This is a genomic window from Frateuria sp., assembly GCF_035944355.1.
In the GTDB taxonomy this organism is placed as follows: Bacteria; Pseudomonadota; Gammaproteobacteria; order Xanthomonadales; family Rhodanobacteraceae; genus Frateuria_A.
Map to the genome: position 1 here is coordinate 321,755 of NZ_DASZBH010000008.1, position 15,064 is coordinate 336,818.

A 15,064-nucleotide genomic window follows, 5' to 3' on the forward strand; every position below is an offset into this window, starting at 1 on the left:
GGATTCGGGATTCGGATTGGAGATTGCGGATCGGAGATCGGTAGTCGGTAGTCGGTGTGGGCTTGCGGGAGAGCGGCTTTTCGAATCCCCACTCCCGAATCTCCCATCGACGCTTACCCGAACCGCCCCGTGATGTAGTCCTCGGTCTGCTTCTTGCTCGGCTTGGTGAAGATCTTCTCGGTGTCGTCGAACTCGATCAGCTCGCCCAGGTACATGAAGGCGGTGCGGTCGGACACGCGCGCCGCCTGCTGCATGTTGTGGGTGACGATCACCATGGTGAACTGGCTCTTGAGCTCCTCGATCAGCTGCTCGATGCGCCCGGTGGCGATCGGGTCGAGCGCGGAGGTGGGCTCGTCCAGCAGCAGCACCTCGGGCTTGAGCGCGATCGCGCGGGCGATGCACAGGCGCTGCTGCTGGCCGCCGGAGAGCCCCAGCGCGTTCTGCTTGAGCTTGTCCTTCACCTCGTCCCACAGCGCCGCGCCGCTAAGCGCCTGCTCCACGCGGGCCTCCATGTCCGCCTTGGACAGGCGCTCGTGGTGGCGGATGCCGTAGGCCACGTTCTCGAAGATGGTCATCGGGAACGGCACCGGCTTCTGGAACACCATGCCGACCTTGCTGCGCAGGCGGTTGAGCGAGTAGCCCGGGTCGAGGATGTTCTCGCCGTCCAGCTCGATCGAGCCGGTGGCCTTCATCTTGGGGTAGATCGCGTAGATGCGGTTGAACACGCGCAGCAGCGTGGACTTGCCGCAGCCGGAGGGGCCGATGATCGCGGTCACCTGTCGCTCGGGCACGTCCATGCCGATGCCCTTGAGCGCATGGAAACCGTCGTAGTGGAAATGCAGGTCGCGCACCTTGAGCTTGGGCTCGGTGGCGGGCGGGGCCATCGACGGCGCCAGGGCAAGGGCGGCTGCATTCATGGAGCGGTCAATCATGGGACACCTTGCGGGACAGCAGCAGGCGGGAGACGAGGCTCAGCAGCAGCACGAACAGCGTAACCACGAAGGCGCCGGCCCAGGCCAGCGCGTGCATCGTCTCGCCCGGATCGTTGGCGTACTGGTAGATCACCTGGGGCAGGGTGGACATCTTATCCAGCGGGTTGAGCGTCATGAAGTTGTTGCCGAAGGCGGTGAACAAGAGCGGCGCGGTTTCGCCGCTGATGCGGGCCAGCGCCAGCAGCACGCCGGTGACTATCCCCGAGCGCGCCGCGCGCAGCAGCACCTGCGAGGTCAGCTTCCATTGCGGTATGCCCAGCGACAGTGCCGCCTCGCGCAGGGTCGAGGGCACCAGCCGCAGCATCTCGTCGGTGGTTCGCACGATCACCGGCAGCGCGATCAGCGCCAGCGCCACGCCGCCGGCGAAGCCCGAGAAAGTGGTGTTGCCGTGGGTCAGCACCGTGCTCGGCAGCACGATGATGGTGTAGACGAACAGGCCCATCACGATCGAGGGCGCCGACAGCAGGATGTCGTTCAAGAAACGGATGCTCTCGCCCAGCCTGGTGCGGTGGGCGTACTCGGCCAGCCAGGTACCCGCCAGCACGCCGATCGGCGTGGCGATGACGATGCCGAGCAGATTGATGATCAGGCTTCCGACCATCGCGTTGGACAGGCCGCCCTGGTCGCCGTAGGCGGTGATCTTGGTGAACAGCTTCCAGTCCAGCGCCGCGATGCCCTGGCGCAGGGTCGCCCACAGGATCCAGGCCAGGAAGGCCAGTCCGAACAGGGTGGCGGCAGTGCCGAGCGCCAACGCGATGGCGTTGGTGGCGCGGCGGCGCAGGTACAGCGCGTTCATCAGCGGCCCTCCCGGCTGGCCAGCCGGCGCAGCATCAGCCGCGCGATCAGCAGCACGATGAAGGTCACCACGAACAGCAGGAAGGCCAGCGCCATCAGCGCGGATTTCTGCAGGCCCACCGCCTCGCTGAACTGATTGGCGATGGTCGAGGCGATCGATGCGCCCGGATCGAGCAACGAGGCAGACAGCTCCATGGCGTTGCCCAGCACGAAGGTCACCGCCATGGTCTCGCCCAGCGCGCGGCCCAGCCCCAGGAAGACGCCGCCGATCACCGCCGAGCGCGTGTAGGGCAGCACGATGTCCCAGACCACCTCCCAGGTGCTCGAGCCCAGCGCATAGGCCGACTCCTTCAGGCGCGTGGGCACCGTCTGGAACACCTCGCGCATCACCGAGGAGATGAACGGGATGATCATGACCGCCAGCACGATGCCGGCGGTGAGGATGCTGGCGCCGAAGGGATAGTCGCTGGCGAACAGCTTGCCCACGAACGGCACGTGCGTGGCCACCCACGAGGGATGGCCGTCGTCCGGGCTATTGCCCAGGTAGTTGGTCAGCCAGGGCTTGATGTGGTCGGCGAAGAACGGGGCGAAGATGAAAAGGCCCCACATGCCGTAGATGATCGAGGGGATGCCGGCCAGCAGCTCGATCGCCGAGGCCACCGGCGTGCGCAGCCAGCGCGGCGCGACTTCCGAGAGATACAGCGCGATGCCGAAGCTCACCGGCACGGCGATCAGCAGCGCGATCAAAGAGGTGGCGAGCGTGCCGTAGACCGGCACCAGCGCGCCGTAGTTCTGGTTGCCCGGGTCCCAGGCGGAACTGACCAGGAAATGCCAGCCGAAGGTGCCGAAGGCGCCGCGGCCACCCCACAGCGTGGCGAACGCGGCGCCCAGCAGCGCCGCCAGCACGATCAGCGCGCAGGTCTTCAGCAGGCCGGCGAACAGGCGGTCGTGGCGGGCGTCGCGCGCGGCGCGCTGTTCGGTGACGGCAGTGACTGGAAGCGTCGACATCAAAAAGGAGCCGTAGAAAACCGGACGTCATTCCCGCGAAAACGGGAATGACGGCGGTGGGTGATGGCGAGCCGGGCCCGGCTTCCCCGCGCGGGGAAGCCGGGTGATGGCGCTCAGTGCTTGTATTCCGCGGCCCAGTAGGCCTCGATCTTCTGCACCAGGGCCGAAGGCAGCGGCACGTAGTCGAGCGCGCTGGCTTGGGCCTGGCCGTGCTCCAGCGCCCACTTGAAGAAGTCGAAGGCGACCTTGCTGTGCTCGGCGTTCTTGGGCTTCTTGTACATGATCACCCAGGTGGTGGCGGTGATCGGCCAGGCCTTGGCGCCCGGGGCGTTGGTCATGATCAGGTTGAAGTCCTTCGCGCTGGCCCAGTCGGCGGTGCTGGCGGCCGCGGCGAAGCTGTCGGCGCTGGGCGACACGACGTTGCCGGCGGCGTTCTTAAGGTCCACCCAGCTGATCTTGTTCTTCACCGCATAGGCGTATTCGACGTAGCCGATCGAGCCCTTGATCTGCTTGACGTACTGCGACACGCCCTCGTTGCCCTTGCCGCCCACGCCGGCCGGCCAGTCAACGGCGGTGCCGAACTTGATCTTGGAGGCCCACTCCGGGCTCACCTTGGACAGGTAGTTGGTGAAGTTGAACGAGGTGCCCGAGCCGTCGGAACGGTGCACGACCGTGATCTTGCCGGCCGGCAGGGCCAGGCCGCTGTTCAGCGCGGCGATCTTCGGGTCGTTCCAGTTCTTGATCTTGCCCAGGAAGATGTCGGCGAGCGTGGCGCCGTCGAGCTTGATCTGGCCGGCCTGCACGCCGGCGATGTTGACCACCGGCACGATGCCGCCGACCACCACCGGGAACTGGCCCAGGCCGAACTTGGCCAGGTCATCGGCCTTCATCGGCGCGTCGGAGGCGCCGAAGTCGATGGTGCCTTCCTTGATCTGCGCGATGCCGGCGCCCGAGCCCACCGACTGGTAGTTGAGCTGGTTGCCGGTGGCCTGCGCGTACTGCGCCGACCAGCGGGACAGTACCGGATAAACGAAGCTCGAACCGGCGCCGGTGATGTCGGTGGCCTGCGCGGCGTTGGCGCCCAGCAGCGTAGCGGCGGCCAGCACGGCGGCCGTGCCGAGACGGGTAACGGTAGTGGTTGCGTTCAACACGGTCGGTCCTCTCGAAGGGATGCGTCGCGGGCGGATTCCCGGCGGGCGCAATTTGAGGTCAGGCGTGTTGCAATGAAATGAGATGAATGTTTCAGCCTGATGACACGCCGCCTGCAAGCGTCATCCGGCACCCGTCAAGGCAGCGTCACTCCGGCCTGGCCGCGCTCGAGCGTTTCCAGTCGGCGCCAGCGGTTGACGATAGAGCAGAACAGCTGGGCGGTGCGCTCCGCGTCGTAGATGGCCGAGTGCGCTTCGCGGCCATCGAAGGCATGGCCGGCGGCCTGCACCGCCTTGCTCAGCACGGTCTGGCCGTAGGCCAGGCCGCCCAGCGTTGCCGTGTCGAAACAGCTGAAAGGATGGAACGGATTGCGCTTGTAGTCGCAGCGACGTACCGCTGCATTGAGAAAGGCCAGGTCGAAGGCGGCATTGTGGCCGACCAGCACCGCGCGCTGGCATCCGCTTTCGCGCATTGCCCGGCGCACCGGCGCGAACACGTGATCCAGTGCCTGGCGCTCGGAAAGGGCGCCGCGCAGCGGGTTGTCCGGGTCGATGCCGGTGATCTCCAGCGAGCGCGGGTCGATGCGTGCGCCGGGAAAGGGCTCGACATGGGTGAACACCGCCGGGCAGGGGTGCAGATAGCCATCGCCATCCATCGCCAGCGTCACCACCGCGATCTCCAGCAGCGCGTCCCGCTCGGCATCGAAGCCGCCGGTTTCCACATCCACGATGGCCGGCAGAAAGCCGCGAAACCGCTCGCACATGCGGGCGGCCATGCTGTTGCTGGGAAAATCCATCCGGGAAGGATAACAGCGGTCTTGACGTAAGCGTCGCCTTGCATCCGTATGCTGGGCGCAGGCGCCCGCCCGTGCCCAAGCGGGCCCGGCGTCACGCCAAGCGCATGGATTTTGCCCCGACGCATCAGGTCCAGACCGGCCCATGCCGCGAGGGTCACCCTGCAGGCGTCGTCGGCGAAGGTTCTCCTTGACCGGGCATTGGCCAGCCAGTCGCAGGCGTGGGGCTAATGAAGGCAGAACGTGTAGACGTACGGCGCTACGGCGTTGCCCGCCGATGGCATGGCCGCCGTTCATGACGGGGTGTCAAATTTCTGTAACGCAAACGGCATCGAACCGTAAAAAGCGTGCCGCATCCTGCCGCCCGTCCCTGCTTGGCCATCCAGGATCGAAGGGGGCGGTCGAGTGGTTTCTACCAACAGTGGAGAGAATTACATGCGTTCGAAGATGCTCGTGGTGGCGATCGCCGCCGGTTTGGGCCTGGCAGGCGCCGGTGTGCATGCGGCACCGGCCCCGCAGGATGCGCAGTCGTCGGCTGCGCGCAACGCCGAGGTCGAGCAGCTCAAGGCCCAGCTGGCCGCGTTGCAGGCCAAGGTGGCTGAACTGGAACAGCGCACCGATGCGCAGTCCGACATCAACGTGAGCACCGGGCAGAACATCGAAGCGATCCAGAAGGCGCAGACCACCGCCTCCTCTTCGCTGGACAAGGCGCTGGCCAACACCACCGTCTCCGGCAAGATGTACTTCGACTTCTCCAACATCAACCAGAAGAACAGCGACACCGGCAAGACCGACGCCTCGGGCACCGGCATCGACGTCAAGCGCTTCTACCTGGGCGTGGACCACAAGTTCAACGACATCTGGTCGGCCAACCTCACCACCGACTTCAACTACGCGGCCAACGACGGCGAGACCAACCTGTTCATCAAGAAGGCCTACGTGCAGGGCAAGTTCGACCAGGCCGCGGTGCTGCGCATCGGTTCGGCCGACATGCCGTGGATCCCGTTCGTGGAAAGCTTCTACGGTTTCCGCTACGTCGAGCCGACCACCACTGACCGCCTGAAGTACGCCAACTCGGCCGACTGGGGCCTGCACCTGGGCGGCGACATCGGCGAGAGCAAGTACGCCAACTATGCGGTGTCCGTGGTCAACGGCGGCGGCTACAAGAACCCCAGCCGCAGCAAGGGCGTGGACGTCGAAGGCCGCGTCGGCTTCGTGCCGTTCGAGGGCATGATCGTCGCGGTCGGCGGCTACAGCGGCCATCTCGGCAAGGAAACCCAGAACATCAGCGCGCCGCATACCGCGCAGCGCGGCGACGTGATGGTCGCCTACGCCGACAAGACCGTGCGCGTGGGTGCCGAGTACTTCACCGCCAAGGACTGGGGCAGCCTGGTGCTGAGCCCGGTGGCGGACAAGGCAGACGGCTACTCGCTGTGGGGTTCGGTGGCGCTCACCGACGAGCTGGCGCTTTTCGCCCGCTACGACAACGCCAAGCTCAGCCGCGACATCGATCGCCAGTCCAAGGACGTCTACTACAACCTCGGCCTGCAGTACCAGGTGACCAAGGGCTTCAAGCTGGCCGGCGTGTGGAAGCACGAGAAGGCCGACCACTCGGTCACCACGCCGGTGCCGCCGCATGTACAGAACGTCAAGACCAACGAGATCGGCGTTTACGGCGAGGTCGCGTTCTAAGGTGGAGACGGCATCCGCCGAGCCTTGAGCAAACCTTCACGCGGAGCATGGATCATTTGCTCCGCGTCAAGGAGCGGTTATCGGAAAGGAGTTCTACCCAGGGAGGGACGACGGCGGGCCATAGGCCCGCCGTTATTTTTTTTGGGCTGCTGCGGATTCCCTGCGGCGCACACGGCAGTACTGCTATTGTCCGGCCGGTCCCGTTGGAGGCCGCCGCCATGCCCATCCGCCAGCTCACCGCCCAGGTCAGTGTCGCGCCGCAGATCCGGCCGGAGGAACTCCCTGCCATCGCCGCCGCCGGTTTCCGCAGCGTGATCAACAATCGTCCTGACCACGAAGCGGACGACCAACCCACGCACGCTGCGCTGGCCGAAGCCGCCTCCCGGCAGGGTCTGGCCTATCGCTACGTTCCCGTCGTGCCCGGCCGGTACGACCAGGCCGCCATCGACGCCATGGCGCAGGCGCTAGGAGAGATGCCGCCACCGGTGCTGGCCTTCTGCCGTACCGGCACGCGCTCGACGTCGTTATGGGCCCTGCAGGCCGCCCGGCACGCCCCGGTGGACGACCTGGTGCGTATCGCCGGCGAAGCGGGCTACGACCTTGCCGGCCTCGTGCCGCAACTGCACGCGGAGCAGGGCGCTTGACCACCCCGGCCCTGGCCTGCGCATCGGGTCGAGCACGGGTGGCGGCATGATCCTTTCCGCCGAGGCCGGCGAGCTGCTGGCGGTGGTGTGCGGCTCGGCCGTGGGTTTTTCGCTGGCGTTGATCGGCGGCGGCGGCTCGATCCTGGCCACGCCGCTGCTGCTCTACGTGGTGGGCGTGCGCGATCCGCACATGGCCATCGGCACCAGCGCGCTGGCGGTGTCGGCCAATGCCTTCGCCAACCTGTGGCCGCACGCGCGCTCGGGCCACGTGCGCTGGCGCGCGGCGTTCGTGTTCGCCGCCGCCGGCGTGGCCGGCGCCTGGCTGGGTTCCAGCGTGGGCAAGGCGATCGACGGGCATCGCCTGCTGGCCCTGTTCGCGCTGCTGATGCTGCTGGTGGCGTTCCTGATGCTGCGCGGGCGCCGCGGCGGCGGGCCGGATCGCTATCCCTTGCCCCACGCCGTCCCGCGGCTGGGTGCGGTGGGCCTCGCCGCGGGCGGATTGTCGGGTTTCTTCGGCATCGGCGGCGGCTTCCTCATCGTGCCGGGGCTGATGTTCGCCAGCGGCATGGAGATCATCAACGCGATCGGCACCTCGCTGTTTTCGGTGGGAGCCTTCGCCTTGACCACGGCCGGCAACTACGCCGCCTCGGGCCTGGTCGAATGGCGCATCGCGGCCGAGTTCATCGGCGGCGGGGTGATCGGCGGCTGGCTCGGCGCATTGGGGGCGCACCGTCTGTCGCGCACGCGCGGCGCGCTCAACCTGGTCTTTGCCTGTGTGATCGTGCTGGTGGCGATCTACATGCTCTACCGTTCGGCGCAGGCCTTGCGGGGGTAGCCCCGGATGGACGGCTACGGCGCCGGCGGCGTCTTGTGCTTGTACCGGCACAGGTCGCGGATCGGGCAGATCGGGCAGTCCGGCTTGCGTGCCTTGCACACGTAGCGGCCGTGCAGGATCAGCCAGTGGTGCGCGTCCTTCTTGAACTCCGCCGGCACCACCTTCTCCAGCTTGTCCTCCACCGCGCGCACGTCCTTGCCGGGCGCCAGGCCGGTGCGGTTGGAAACACGGAAGATGTGCGTGTCCACCGCGATGGTGGGCTCGCCGAAGGCGGTGTTGAGCACCACGTTGGCGGTCTTGCGGCCCACGCCAGGGAGCGCCTCCAGCGCCTCGCGCGTGCGCGGCACCTGTCCGCCATGCTGCTCGACCAGGATGCGGCAGAGCGCGATCACGTTCTTCGCCTTGGCGTTGTACAGGCCGATCGTGCTGATGTAGCGCTTGAGACCTTGCTCGCCCAGCGCGAGGATCGCCTGCGGCGTGTTGGCGACCGGATAGAGCTTGCGCGTGGCCTTGTTGACGCCGACGTCGGTGGCCTGTGCGGAGAGCACCACGGCGACCAGCAGCTCGAACGGCGTGCGGTATTCGAGTTCGGTGGTCGGATGCGGGTCGAGCTCGCGCAGGCGCGTGAACAGCTCGACGACGTCGGCGCGTTTCATGTCCCGGCACCTTGCTTGGCACGGGCGCGGGCCAGCGCGGCCAGTACCGGATTCTGCGGCGAGGCCGGCGCGTCGACCGCCGCCTTGCGGGCGGACAGCTCCGCTTCGCGTTCGGCACGCTCGCGTGCAAGGCGCGCCTCGCGGCGCTCGAAGTGCGTGCGGGCCGCATCGGCGTGCGCCGTACTCTGAACCTGCCCGGCGGGCATCGGCTCGAGCACGATGCAGTCCACCGGGCAGGCCGGCACGCACAGCTCGCAGCCGGTGCAGTCGTCGGGCAACACGGTGTGCATCAGCTTGGCCGCGCCGACGATGGCGTCGACCGGGCAAACCTGGATGCACTTGGTGCAGCCGATGCAGTCGGCTTCGACGATGCGCGCCAGCATGCGCGGCTTTTCCACGCCGTGGTCGGGATCGAGCGCAAGCACCGGCGTGCCCAGCAACGCGGCCAGCTTCGCGATGCCTGCCGCGCCGCCCGGCGGGCAGCGGTTGATCGGCGCCTCGCCGCGCGCCATGGCCTCGGCATAGGGGCGGCAGCCATGGAAGCCGCACTGCTCGCATTGCGTCTGCGGCAGCAGGGCATCGATGCGGTCGGCGAGGGTGGGGCGATCAGCCACTGGAACGTCGCGGGTTTGACGGCTCAGCGCACCGTGGCGCCGGGCCTGGCGCCCTGGTCGGCATCGAGCAGGAACAGGTCGCTGCCGCCGTCGCCGGCGGACAGGATCATGCCCTCGGACAGGCCGAAGCGCATCTTGCGCGGCGCCAGGTTGGCGATGAACACCACGTTGCGGCCGACCAGCTTGTCCGGCTCGCCGTAGGCGGCGCGGATGCCGGAAAAGATCTGCCGCGTGCCCAGCGGGCCGGCGTCCAGCTCGAAGCGCAGCAGCTTGTCGGAGCCTTCCACGAACTCGCAGGCGGTCACCTTGCCGACGCGCAGGTCGAGCCTGGCGAAGTCGTCGATGGAAACGGTGGCGGCGGCGGAGGCGTCGGCTGCGGGCGGGACGGGTTCGGTCATGGGCTTGCGGGCTTCCTTGATGGACTTGGGGGCGGTCGCGGGGACGGGCGCGAGCGATTCCTTGGAGGCCTCGACCATCGCCTCGATGCGCTTGGGATCGATGCGGCCGAGCAAAGGCTCGAAGGGACCGATCGCGTGGTTGTGCAGTTCGGCGCGCGCATCGTCGAAGCTGGCGATCGGCGCGTCGAGGAAGGCTTCGGCCGCGGCGACGGTGGCCGGCAGCACCGGCTTGAGCAGGCCGGCCAGCAAGCGGAACGCGGCGATGGCGAAGGAGCACACCTGGTGCAGCTCCCCGCGGCGCGACTCGTCCTTGGCCATCGCCCACGGTGCGGTGGCCGCGATGTGGCCGTTGACCAGGTCGGCCATCAGCACGAAACGGCGGCTGACCTCGGCGAAGTCGCCCGCGTCATAGAGCGCTTCGACGCCGTCGTAGTGTTCCAGCAGCGTGTGCCACAGCGCCTGCTCGGCGGCGCCGAAGCGCTCGGCCAGGCGGCCCCCGAAGAACTTGTGGACGAAGCCCGCCGTGCGGCTGGCGATGTTCACCCACTTGCCGACCAGGTGCGAGTTGACCCGTTCCTCGAAGGCCTTCAGGTCAAGGTCCACGTCAACCGGCGCGTCGTTCAGCATGCAGGCGAAGTAGTAGCGCAGGAATTCCGGATTCAGGCCGGCGTCGAGGTAGGTGCGCGCCTGGATGAAGGTGCCGCGCGACTTGGACATCTTGGCGCCGTTGACGGTCAGGTAGCCGTTGACGTGCAGCGCCGTGGGCGTGCGCAAGCCGGCGCCGTGCAGCATCGCCGGCCAGAACAGCCCGTGGAAATTGATGATGTCCTTGCCGATGAAATGATGCATCTCGGCGCGGCTGGAGGGCGCCAGGAAGTCGTCGAACTCCAGGCCAGTGCGGTCGCACAGCGCCTTGAAGCTGGCCAGGTAGCCGACCGGGGCGTCGAGCCACACGTAGAAGAACTTGCCCGGCGCGTCGGGGATCGGAAAGCCGAAGTAGGGCGCGTCGCGCGAGATGTCCCAGTCCTTCAGGCCGCCGTCCAGCCATTCGCGCAGCTTGGCGGCCACGCCGGCGTTGGCCACCGGCCGGCCTTCGGTGTGGCGGCCGGCGAACCAGTCGCGCAGCAGCGCCTCGAACTTGGACAGCTCGAAGAAGTAGTGCTCCGAATCGCGCAGCACGGGTGCCGCGCCGGAGACCACCGAATAGGGCTCGATCAGGTCGGTGGGCGCATAGGTGGCGCCGCAGTTCTCGCAGTTGTCGCCGTACTGGTCGGGCGTGCCGCAGCGCGGGCAGGTGCCCTTGATGTAGCGGTCCGGCAGGAACATCTGCTTTTCCGGATCGAACAGCTGCTTGATGTCTCGTCGCGCGATGAAGCCGCCGTCGCGCAGGCGCGTGTAGATCAGTGTGGCGAGCTCGCGGTTCTCCGGCGAGTGGGTCGAATGGTAGTGGTCGAAGGCCACGCCGAAGGCTGCGAAGTCGGCTTCGTGGTCGGCGCGCACGACCTCGATGAACGCTTCGGCGGTCATGCCGGCCTTCTCGGCCGCCAGCATGATCGGTGTGCCGTGGGCGTCGTCCGCGCAGACGTAGGCCACCTCGCTGCCCGCCATGCGCTGTGCCCGCACCCAGATGTCGGCCTGGATGTAGCCCAGCAGGTGGCCCAGGTGCAGCGGGCCGTTGGCGTAGGGCAGGGCGTTGGTGACGAGGAGACGGCGGGTCATGGGAGACGGGCGTTGCGACGGGATCGCGCATTATGGCATGCGGCGCCGTGCCGCTCGGTGTTTGGATGGCCGAAACGCAAGGCCACGATCGGGCTGCGGCGGCCGGGACACCCGACCCGAAGTAAGGACCAACGCGGCCACGGAGCTCGATGTTGCGATGCAGCGTCGCCGGCTCGATAATTGGCGCTCGCAGGCTGTTCCTGCTGGAAATACATCCGTCATGCACCTGAACATGCTCAAGGCCAAGATCCACCGCGCTACGGTCACCCATGCCGAGCTGCACTATGAGGGCTCGATCGCGATCGACGGCCTGTTGCTGGATGCCGCGGGCATTCGCGAGTACGAGCAGATCCACGCCTGGGACATCAACAACGGCCAGCGCTTCGTCACCTACGCGCTGCGCGCCGAGGAAGGCTCCGGGATCATCTCGGTCAACGGCAGCGCCGCGCGCAGCGTGCAGAAGGGCGACCTGGTCATCATCGCCGCCTTCGCCCAGTTGAACGAAGCGGAGCTGGAGAAGTTCCAGCCCACGCTGGTGTACGTGGATGCGGCCAACCGCATCTCGCACACCAACCGCTCGATCCCCAAGCAGATGGCGGCGGCCTGATCCTGGTCCTTCCCCGTTGACGGGAAGGACCCTGACCGCCGGCGCAGGAGCTCCGGCGGAACGGCGAAGCCGGCCCGAGGCGAGTAAGGGCGGACGGGGAGGCCTTGCGAAAGGCCCACCTTATATCCGCCCAAGAGCGCTCCCATCCGCCTATCGGCACCTTCCCCCGCGTTCGCTGGGGGAGGCATGTGCGACGAGCGGCGCGGCAATGCCCGTCCTCGGCTCACCCTCCTGCGCCGCAGGGAGGGCCTCGGGGACCGCCTTGTCCGTGTGGTCAACCGACGTGTTCCTAACGTCCGCTCGGCTTAAGATGCAAGGCTTACCCAGCCGACGCGCCAGCCCATGCCCGCCAACGTCCCGACGTATGCCTCGCTGTTCGCCGACCATCACCGCCGCCTCGCGCAGACCCACCTGCGCACGCTGATCGCCGACCCGGCGCGCGGCGCGCGGCTGCGCCATCGCGCAGGGTCTCTGCTGCTGGACCTGAGCCGGCAGAAGCTCGACGTGCAGGCGCTCGATGCGCTGGGCGCGCAGCTGGAGGCGAGCGGCTGGCAGGCGGCGCGCGATGCGATGTTCGCCGGCGAGGCGATCAACACCTCCGAGGACCGCGCGGTGCTGCACACCGCCCTGCGCGCGGGCGGCTCGTCGCTGGCCTCGCCCGCGCCGGCCGAGGCGCGGCGCGAGATCGAATCGACGCTGGAACGCATCGGCGAACTGGTCGACGCGGTCCACGCCGGCAAGCAGGCGGCGCTTGGCCTGCCCGACACCGTGACCGACGTCGTCAACATCGGCATCGGCGGCTCGGACCTGGGGCCGCGCCTGGCGGTCGCCGCGCTGGCGCCGTTCCGCACGCCACGGTTACGCAGCCACTTCCTCACCAACGTCGACGGCCAGGCCGCCTACGACCTGATCAGCCGGCTGGACCCGAAGACCACGCTGGTGGTGATGGTTTCCAAGACCTTCACCACGCAGGAGACGCTGCTCAACGGCAACGTGCTGCGTGGCTGGATTTCCGAGGCATGCAACGGCGACGAGCGCATGGTGGCGCGCCATTTCGTGGCGGTCAGCGCCAACACCGAGGTGGCCGGCAGCTGGGGCGTGCCGCTGAAGCAGATCTTCCCGATGTGGGATTTCGTCGGCGGGCGCTACTCGCTGTGGTCGGCGGTGGGACTGTCGCTGGCGCTGGCGATCGGCATGGAGGGCTTCCGCGCGGTGCTGGCCGGCGGCGCAGGCATGGACGACCACTTCCGCAGCGCGCCCTGGCAGGAGAACCTGCCGGCGCTGCTGGCGCTCACCGAGATCTGGAACCGCGACGTGCTGGGTTTCCCTTCGCGCGCCGTGGTGCCCTACGCGGACCTGCTGGCCGACCTGCCGAGCTACCTGCAGCAGCTGGAGATGGAAAGCCTGGGCAAGTCGGTGACGCCGCAGGGCGCGCCGGTCGGCCAGCCGACCGTGCCGGTGGTGTGGGGCAGCGTCGGCACCAACGCGCAGCACGCCTATTTCCAGGCGCTGCACCAGGGCACCGAGGTGGTGCCACTGGACCTGATCGGCGTCGTCAACCCGGCGCATCCGCTGCAGGGCAACCACGATGCGCTCTTGTCCAACCTGCTCGCGCAGGCGGCCGCGCTGGCGCTGGGCAAGACCACCGACGAGGCGCTGGCCGAACAGCCTGCCGGTGGCCGTGAGCTTGCCGCGCAGCGCACCTTCCCGGGGGACCGTCCCAGTTCGGTGATCCTGCTCGATGCGCTCAATCCCAAGAGCCTGGGCGCGCTGATCGCGCTGTACGAGCACAAGGTGTTCCTGCTCGCCCATCTGTGGGGCATCAATGCGTTCGACCAGTGGGGCGTGGAACTGGGCAAGAGCATCGCGCGGCAGATCCTGCCGGCGCTGCGCGGCGAGTCCTCGGACGTGCCGCCGCTGGACGCGGCCACCTGTGCGCTGATCGGAGCAATCCGCGAGCGCCGCCGCTGAGGCAGGTGCATCGAACGCGCCCGCGTTTGCGGAGTTCTTTCGTGACGGTTGGCGCCTTTCCCTGCGTTGCGGGGAGGGAGCGGGATGCGGCTCAGCGGTGGGCTTGTTCGCGGTGGCGCGCGAGCGCCCAGGCGACGTGCTCGCGCACGACGGCCGACGGATCACCGGCCCGCTCCTCCAGTGCGGCGATCACTTCCGCTGACGACGGCGCATTGCCCAGCGCCACGGCGATGTTGCGCAGCCAGCCCTCGTAGCCGGTGCGGCGGATCGCCATGCCCTCGGTGCGGCGCAGGAATTCCTGCTCGCTCCAGCCGAACAGCTCCACCAGCTTCGCGCCGTCCAGGCTGTGGCGCGGCGCGAAATCCGGCTCGGTGGCGTCCTGCGCGAACTTGTTCCAGGGGCAGACCAGCTGGCAGTCGTCGCAGCCGAAGATGCGGTTGCCCATCGGTACGCGCAGCTCCTCGGGAATCGAGCCTTTCAGTTCGATCGTGAGGTAGGAGATGCAGCGGCGCGCGTCGAGCCTGTAGGGCCCGAGGATGGCCTGGGTCGGGCACACGTCGATGCAGCGGGTGCAACTGCCGCAATGCGCGCTGGCCGGCGCGTCGACGGGTAGCGGCAGGTCGGTGTAGAGCTCGCCGAGGAAAAAGTAGGAGCCGGCATCGCGGTTGATCAGCACGGTGTGCTTGCCGATCCAGCCCAGTCCCGCGTTGCGCGCCAGCGCCTTCTCCAGCACCGGCGCGGAGTCCACGTAGGCGCGGTGGCCGAAGTCGCCGATGGCCGCGTGGATGCGCTCGGCCAGCTTCTGCAGCCGGTTGCGCATCAGCTTGTGGTAGTCGCGGCCCAAGGCGTAGCGCGCAACGTAGCCGGCCTCGCCGTCGGCCAGCACGTCCCAGGCATGGCGGGTGCCCGGCGCGAGGTAGTCCATGCGCACCGAGATCACCCTGAGCGTGCCCGGCTCCAGTTCGGCCGGGCGGCTGCGGCGGCTGCCGTGGCGCGCCATGTATTCCATCGCGCCGTGGTGGCCTTCGCCCAGCCAGTGCTCCAGGTGCGCCTCGTCCTCGCCCAGTTCGACGCCGCTGATGGCGGTTTGTGCGAAACCCAGTTCGCGCGCCCATCGCTTGATGTCGCGGGCAAGCGCGGCGTAATCGGGGGAGGGGACGGACATGGCGCCATTGTAGGTGCGGCCGCGCT

14 protein-coding genes are annotated in these 15,064 nt (G+C 68.1%); 5 read left to right on the forward strand and 9 right to left on the reverse strand.

What is annotated here, in order from left to right; translation table 11 throughout:
• Positions 1 to 113: 113 nt before the first annotated feature.
• From pstB to rnt, 5 genes are all read right to left on the reverse strand, one after another.
• Positions 114 to 917, reverse strand: coding sequence for a phosphate ABC transporter ATP-binding protein PstB (gene pstB, locus VGU03_RS06255; protein ID WP_414655940.1), 804 nt, complete (start codon positions 915 to 917; stop codon positions 114 to 116).
• Positions 918 to 924: 7 nt separating this feature from the next.
• Positions 925 to 1,788 (reverse strand): phosphate ABC transporter permease PstA, encoded by an 864-nt coding sequence (gene pstA, locus VGU03_RS06260; protein WP_327479449.1) that lies wholly within the window; start codon positions 1,786 to 1,788, stop codon positions 925 to 927.
• Positions 1,788 to 2,795, reverse strand: a complete 1,008-nt coding sequence (pstC, locus tag VGU03_RS06265) for a phosphate ABC transporter permease subunit PstC (RefSeq protein WP_327479452.1) — start codon at positions 2,793 to 2,795, stop codon at positions 1,788 to 1,790. Before pstC ends, pstA begins: the two co-directional genes overlap by 1 nt.
• A gap of 113 nt (positions 2,796 to 2,908) precedes the next feature.
• A complete protein-coding gene (gene pstS, locus VGU03_RS06270) occupies positions 2,909 to 3,943 on the reverse strand; it encodes a phosphate ABC transporter substrate-binding protein PstS (RefSeq protein WP_327479454.1) in 1,035 nt (344 codons plus the stop codon).
• Positions 3,944 to 4,080: 137 nt separating this feature from the next.
• Positions 4,081 to 4,740 (reverse strand): ribonuclease T, encoded by a 660-nt coding sequence (gene rnt / locus VGU03_RS06275; RefSeq protein WP_327479456.1) that lies wholly within the window; start codon positions 4,738 to 4,740, stop codon positions 4,081 to 4,083.
• 432 nt (positions 4,741 to 5,172) lie between these two features.
• Here rnt and VGU03_RS06280 point away from each other — a divergent pair, with 432 nt between their 5' ends.
• From VGU03_RS06280 to VGU03_RS06290, 3 genes are all read left to right on the forward strand, one after another.
• A complete protein-coding gene (locus VGU03_RS06280; protein WP_327479458.1) occupies positions 5,173 to 6,429 on the forward strand; it encodes a porin in 1,257 nt (418 codons plus the stop codon).
• 218 nt (positions 6,430 to 6,647) lie between these two features.
• Positions 6,648 to 7,073 carry a TIGR01244 family sulfur transferase gene (locus VGU03_RS06285; RefSeq protein WP_327479460.1) on the forward strand — a complete coding sequence of 142 codons (426 nt, stop codon included), beginning with the start codon at positions 6,648 to 6,650 and terminating at the stop codon, positions 7,071 to 7,073.
• A 46-nt stretch (positions 7,074 to 7,119) separates the two neighbouring features.
• On the forward strand, positions 7,120 to 7,908 hold the full coding sequence (locus VGU03_RS06290) for a sulfite exporter TauE/SafE family protein (RefSeq protein WP_327479462.1): 789 nt from the start codon (positions 7,120 to 7,122) through the stop codon (positions 7,906 to 7,908).
• A 14-nt stretch (positions 7,909 to 7,922) separates the two neighbouring features.
• Here the strand turns inward: VGU03_RS06290 and nth are convergent, their stop codons facing one another.
• From nth to metG, 3 genes are read right to left on the reverse strand one after another with little or no spacing between them, the layout of a single operon-like run.
• Entirely contained in the window at positions 7,923 to 8,564 is a 642-nt protein-coding gene (gene nth / locus VGU03_RS06295) for an endonuclease III (protein ID WP_327479464.1), read from the reverse strand.
• On the reverse strand, positions 8,561 to 9,178 hold the full coding sequence (locus tag VGU03_RS06300; RefSeq protein ID WP_327479466.1) for an RnfABCDGE type electron transport complex subunit B: 618 nt from the start codon (positions 9,176 to 9,178) through the stop codon (positions 8,561 to 8,563). Before VGU03_RS06300 ends, nth begins: the two co-directional genes overlap by 4 nt.
• Positions 9,179 to 9,201: 23 nt before the next feature.
• A complete protein-coding gene (metG, locus tag VGU03_RS06305) occupies positions 9,202 to 11,295 on the reverse strand; it encodes a methionine--tRNA ligase (RefSeq protein WP_327479468.1) in 2,094 nt (697 codons plus the stop codon).
• A 220-nt stretch (positions 11,296 to 11,515) separates the two neighbouring features.
• Between metG and panD the strand changes: the two genes are divergently transcribed.
• Both panD and pgi read left to right on the forward strand, forming a co-directional pair.
• Complete coding sequence (gene panD / locus VGU03_RS06310) at positions 11,516 to 11,902, forward strand: aspartate 1-decarboxylase (RefSeq protein WP_327479470.1); 387 nt, start codon at positions 11,516 to 11,518, stop codon at positions 11,900 to 11,902.
• A 342-nt stretch (positions 11,903 to 12,244) separates the two neighbouring features.
• Positions 12,245 to 13,873 (forward strand): glucose-6-phosphate isomerase, encoded by a 1,629-nt coding sequence (gene pgi / locus VGU03_RS06315; protein WP_327479472.1) that lies wholly within the window; start codon positions 12,245 to 12,247, stop codon positions 13,871 to 13,873.
• A 91-nt stretch (positions 13,874 to 13,964) separates the two neighbouring features.
• Here pgi and queG read toward each other — a convergent pair whose 3' ends face one another.
• Positions 13,965 to 15,038, reverse strand: a complete 1,074-nt coding sequence (gene queG, locus VGU03_RS06320) for a tRNA epoxyqueuosine(34) reductase QueG (RefSeq protein ID WP_327479474.1) — start codon at positions 15,036 to 15,038, stop codon at positions 13,965 to 13,967.
• Positions 15,039 to 15,064: the final 26 nt, after the last annotated feature.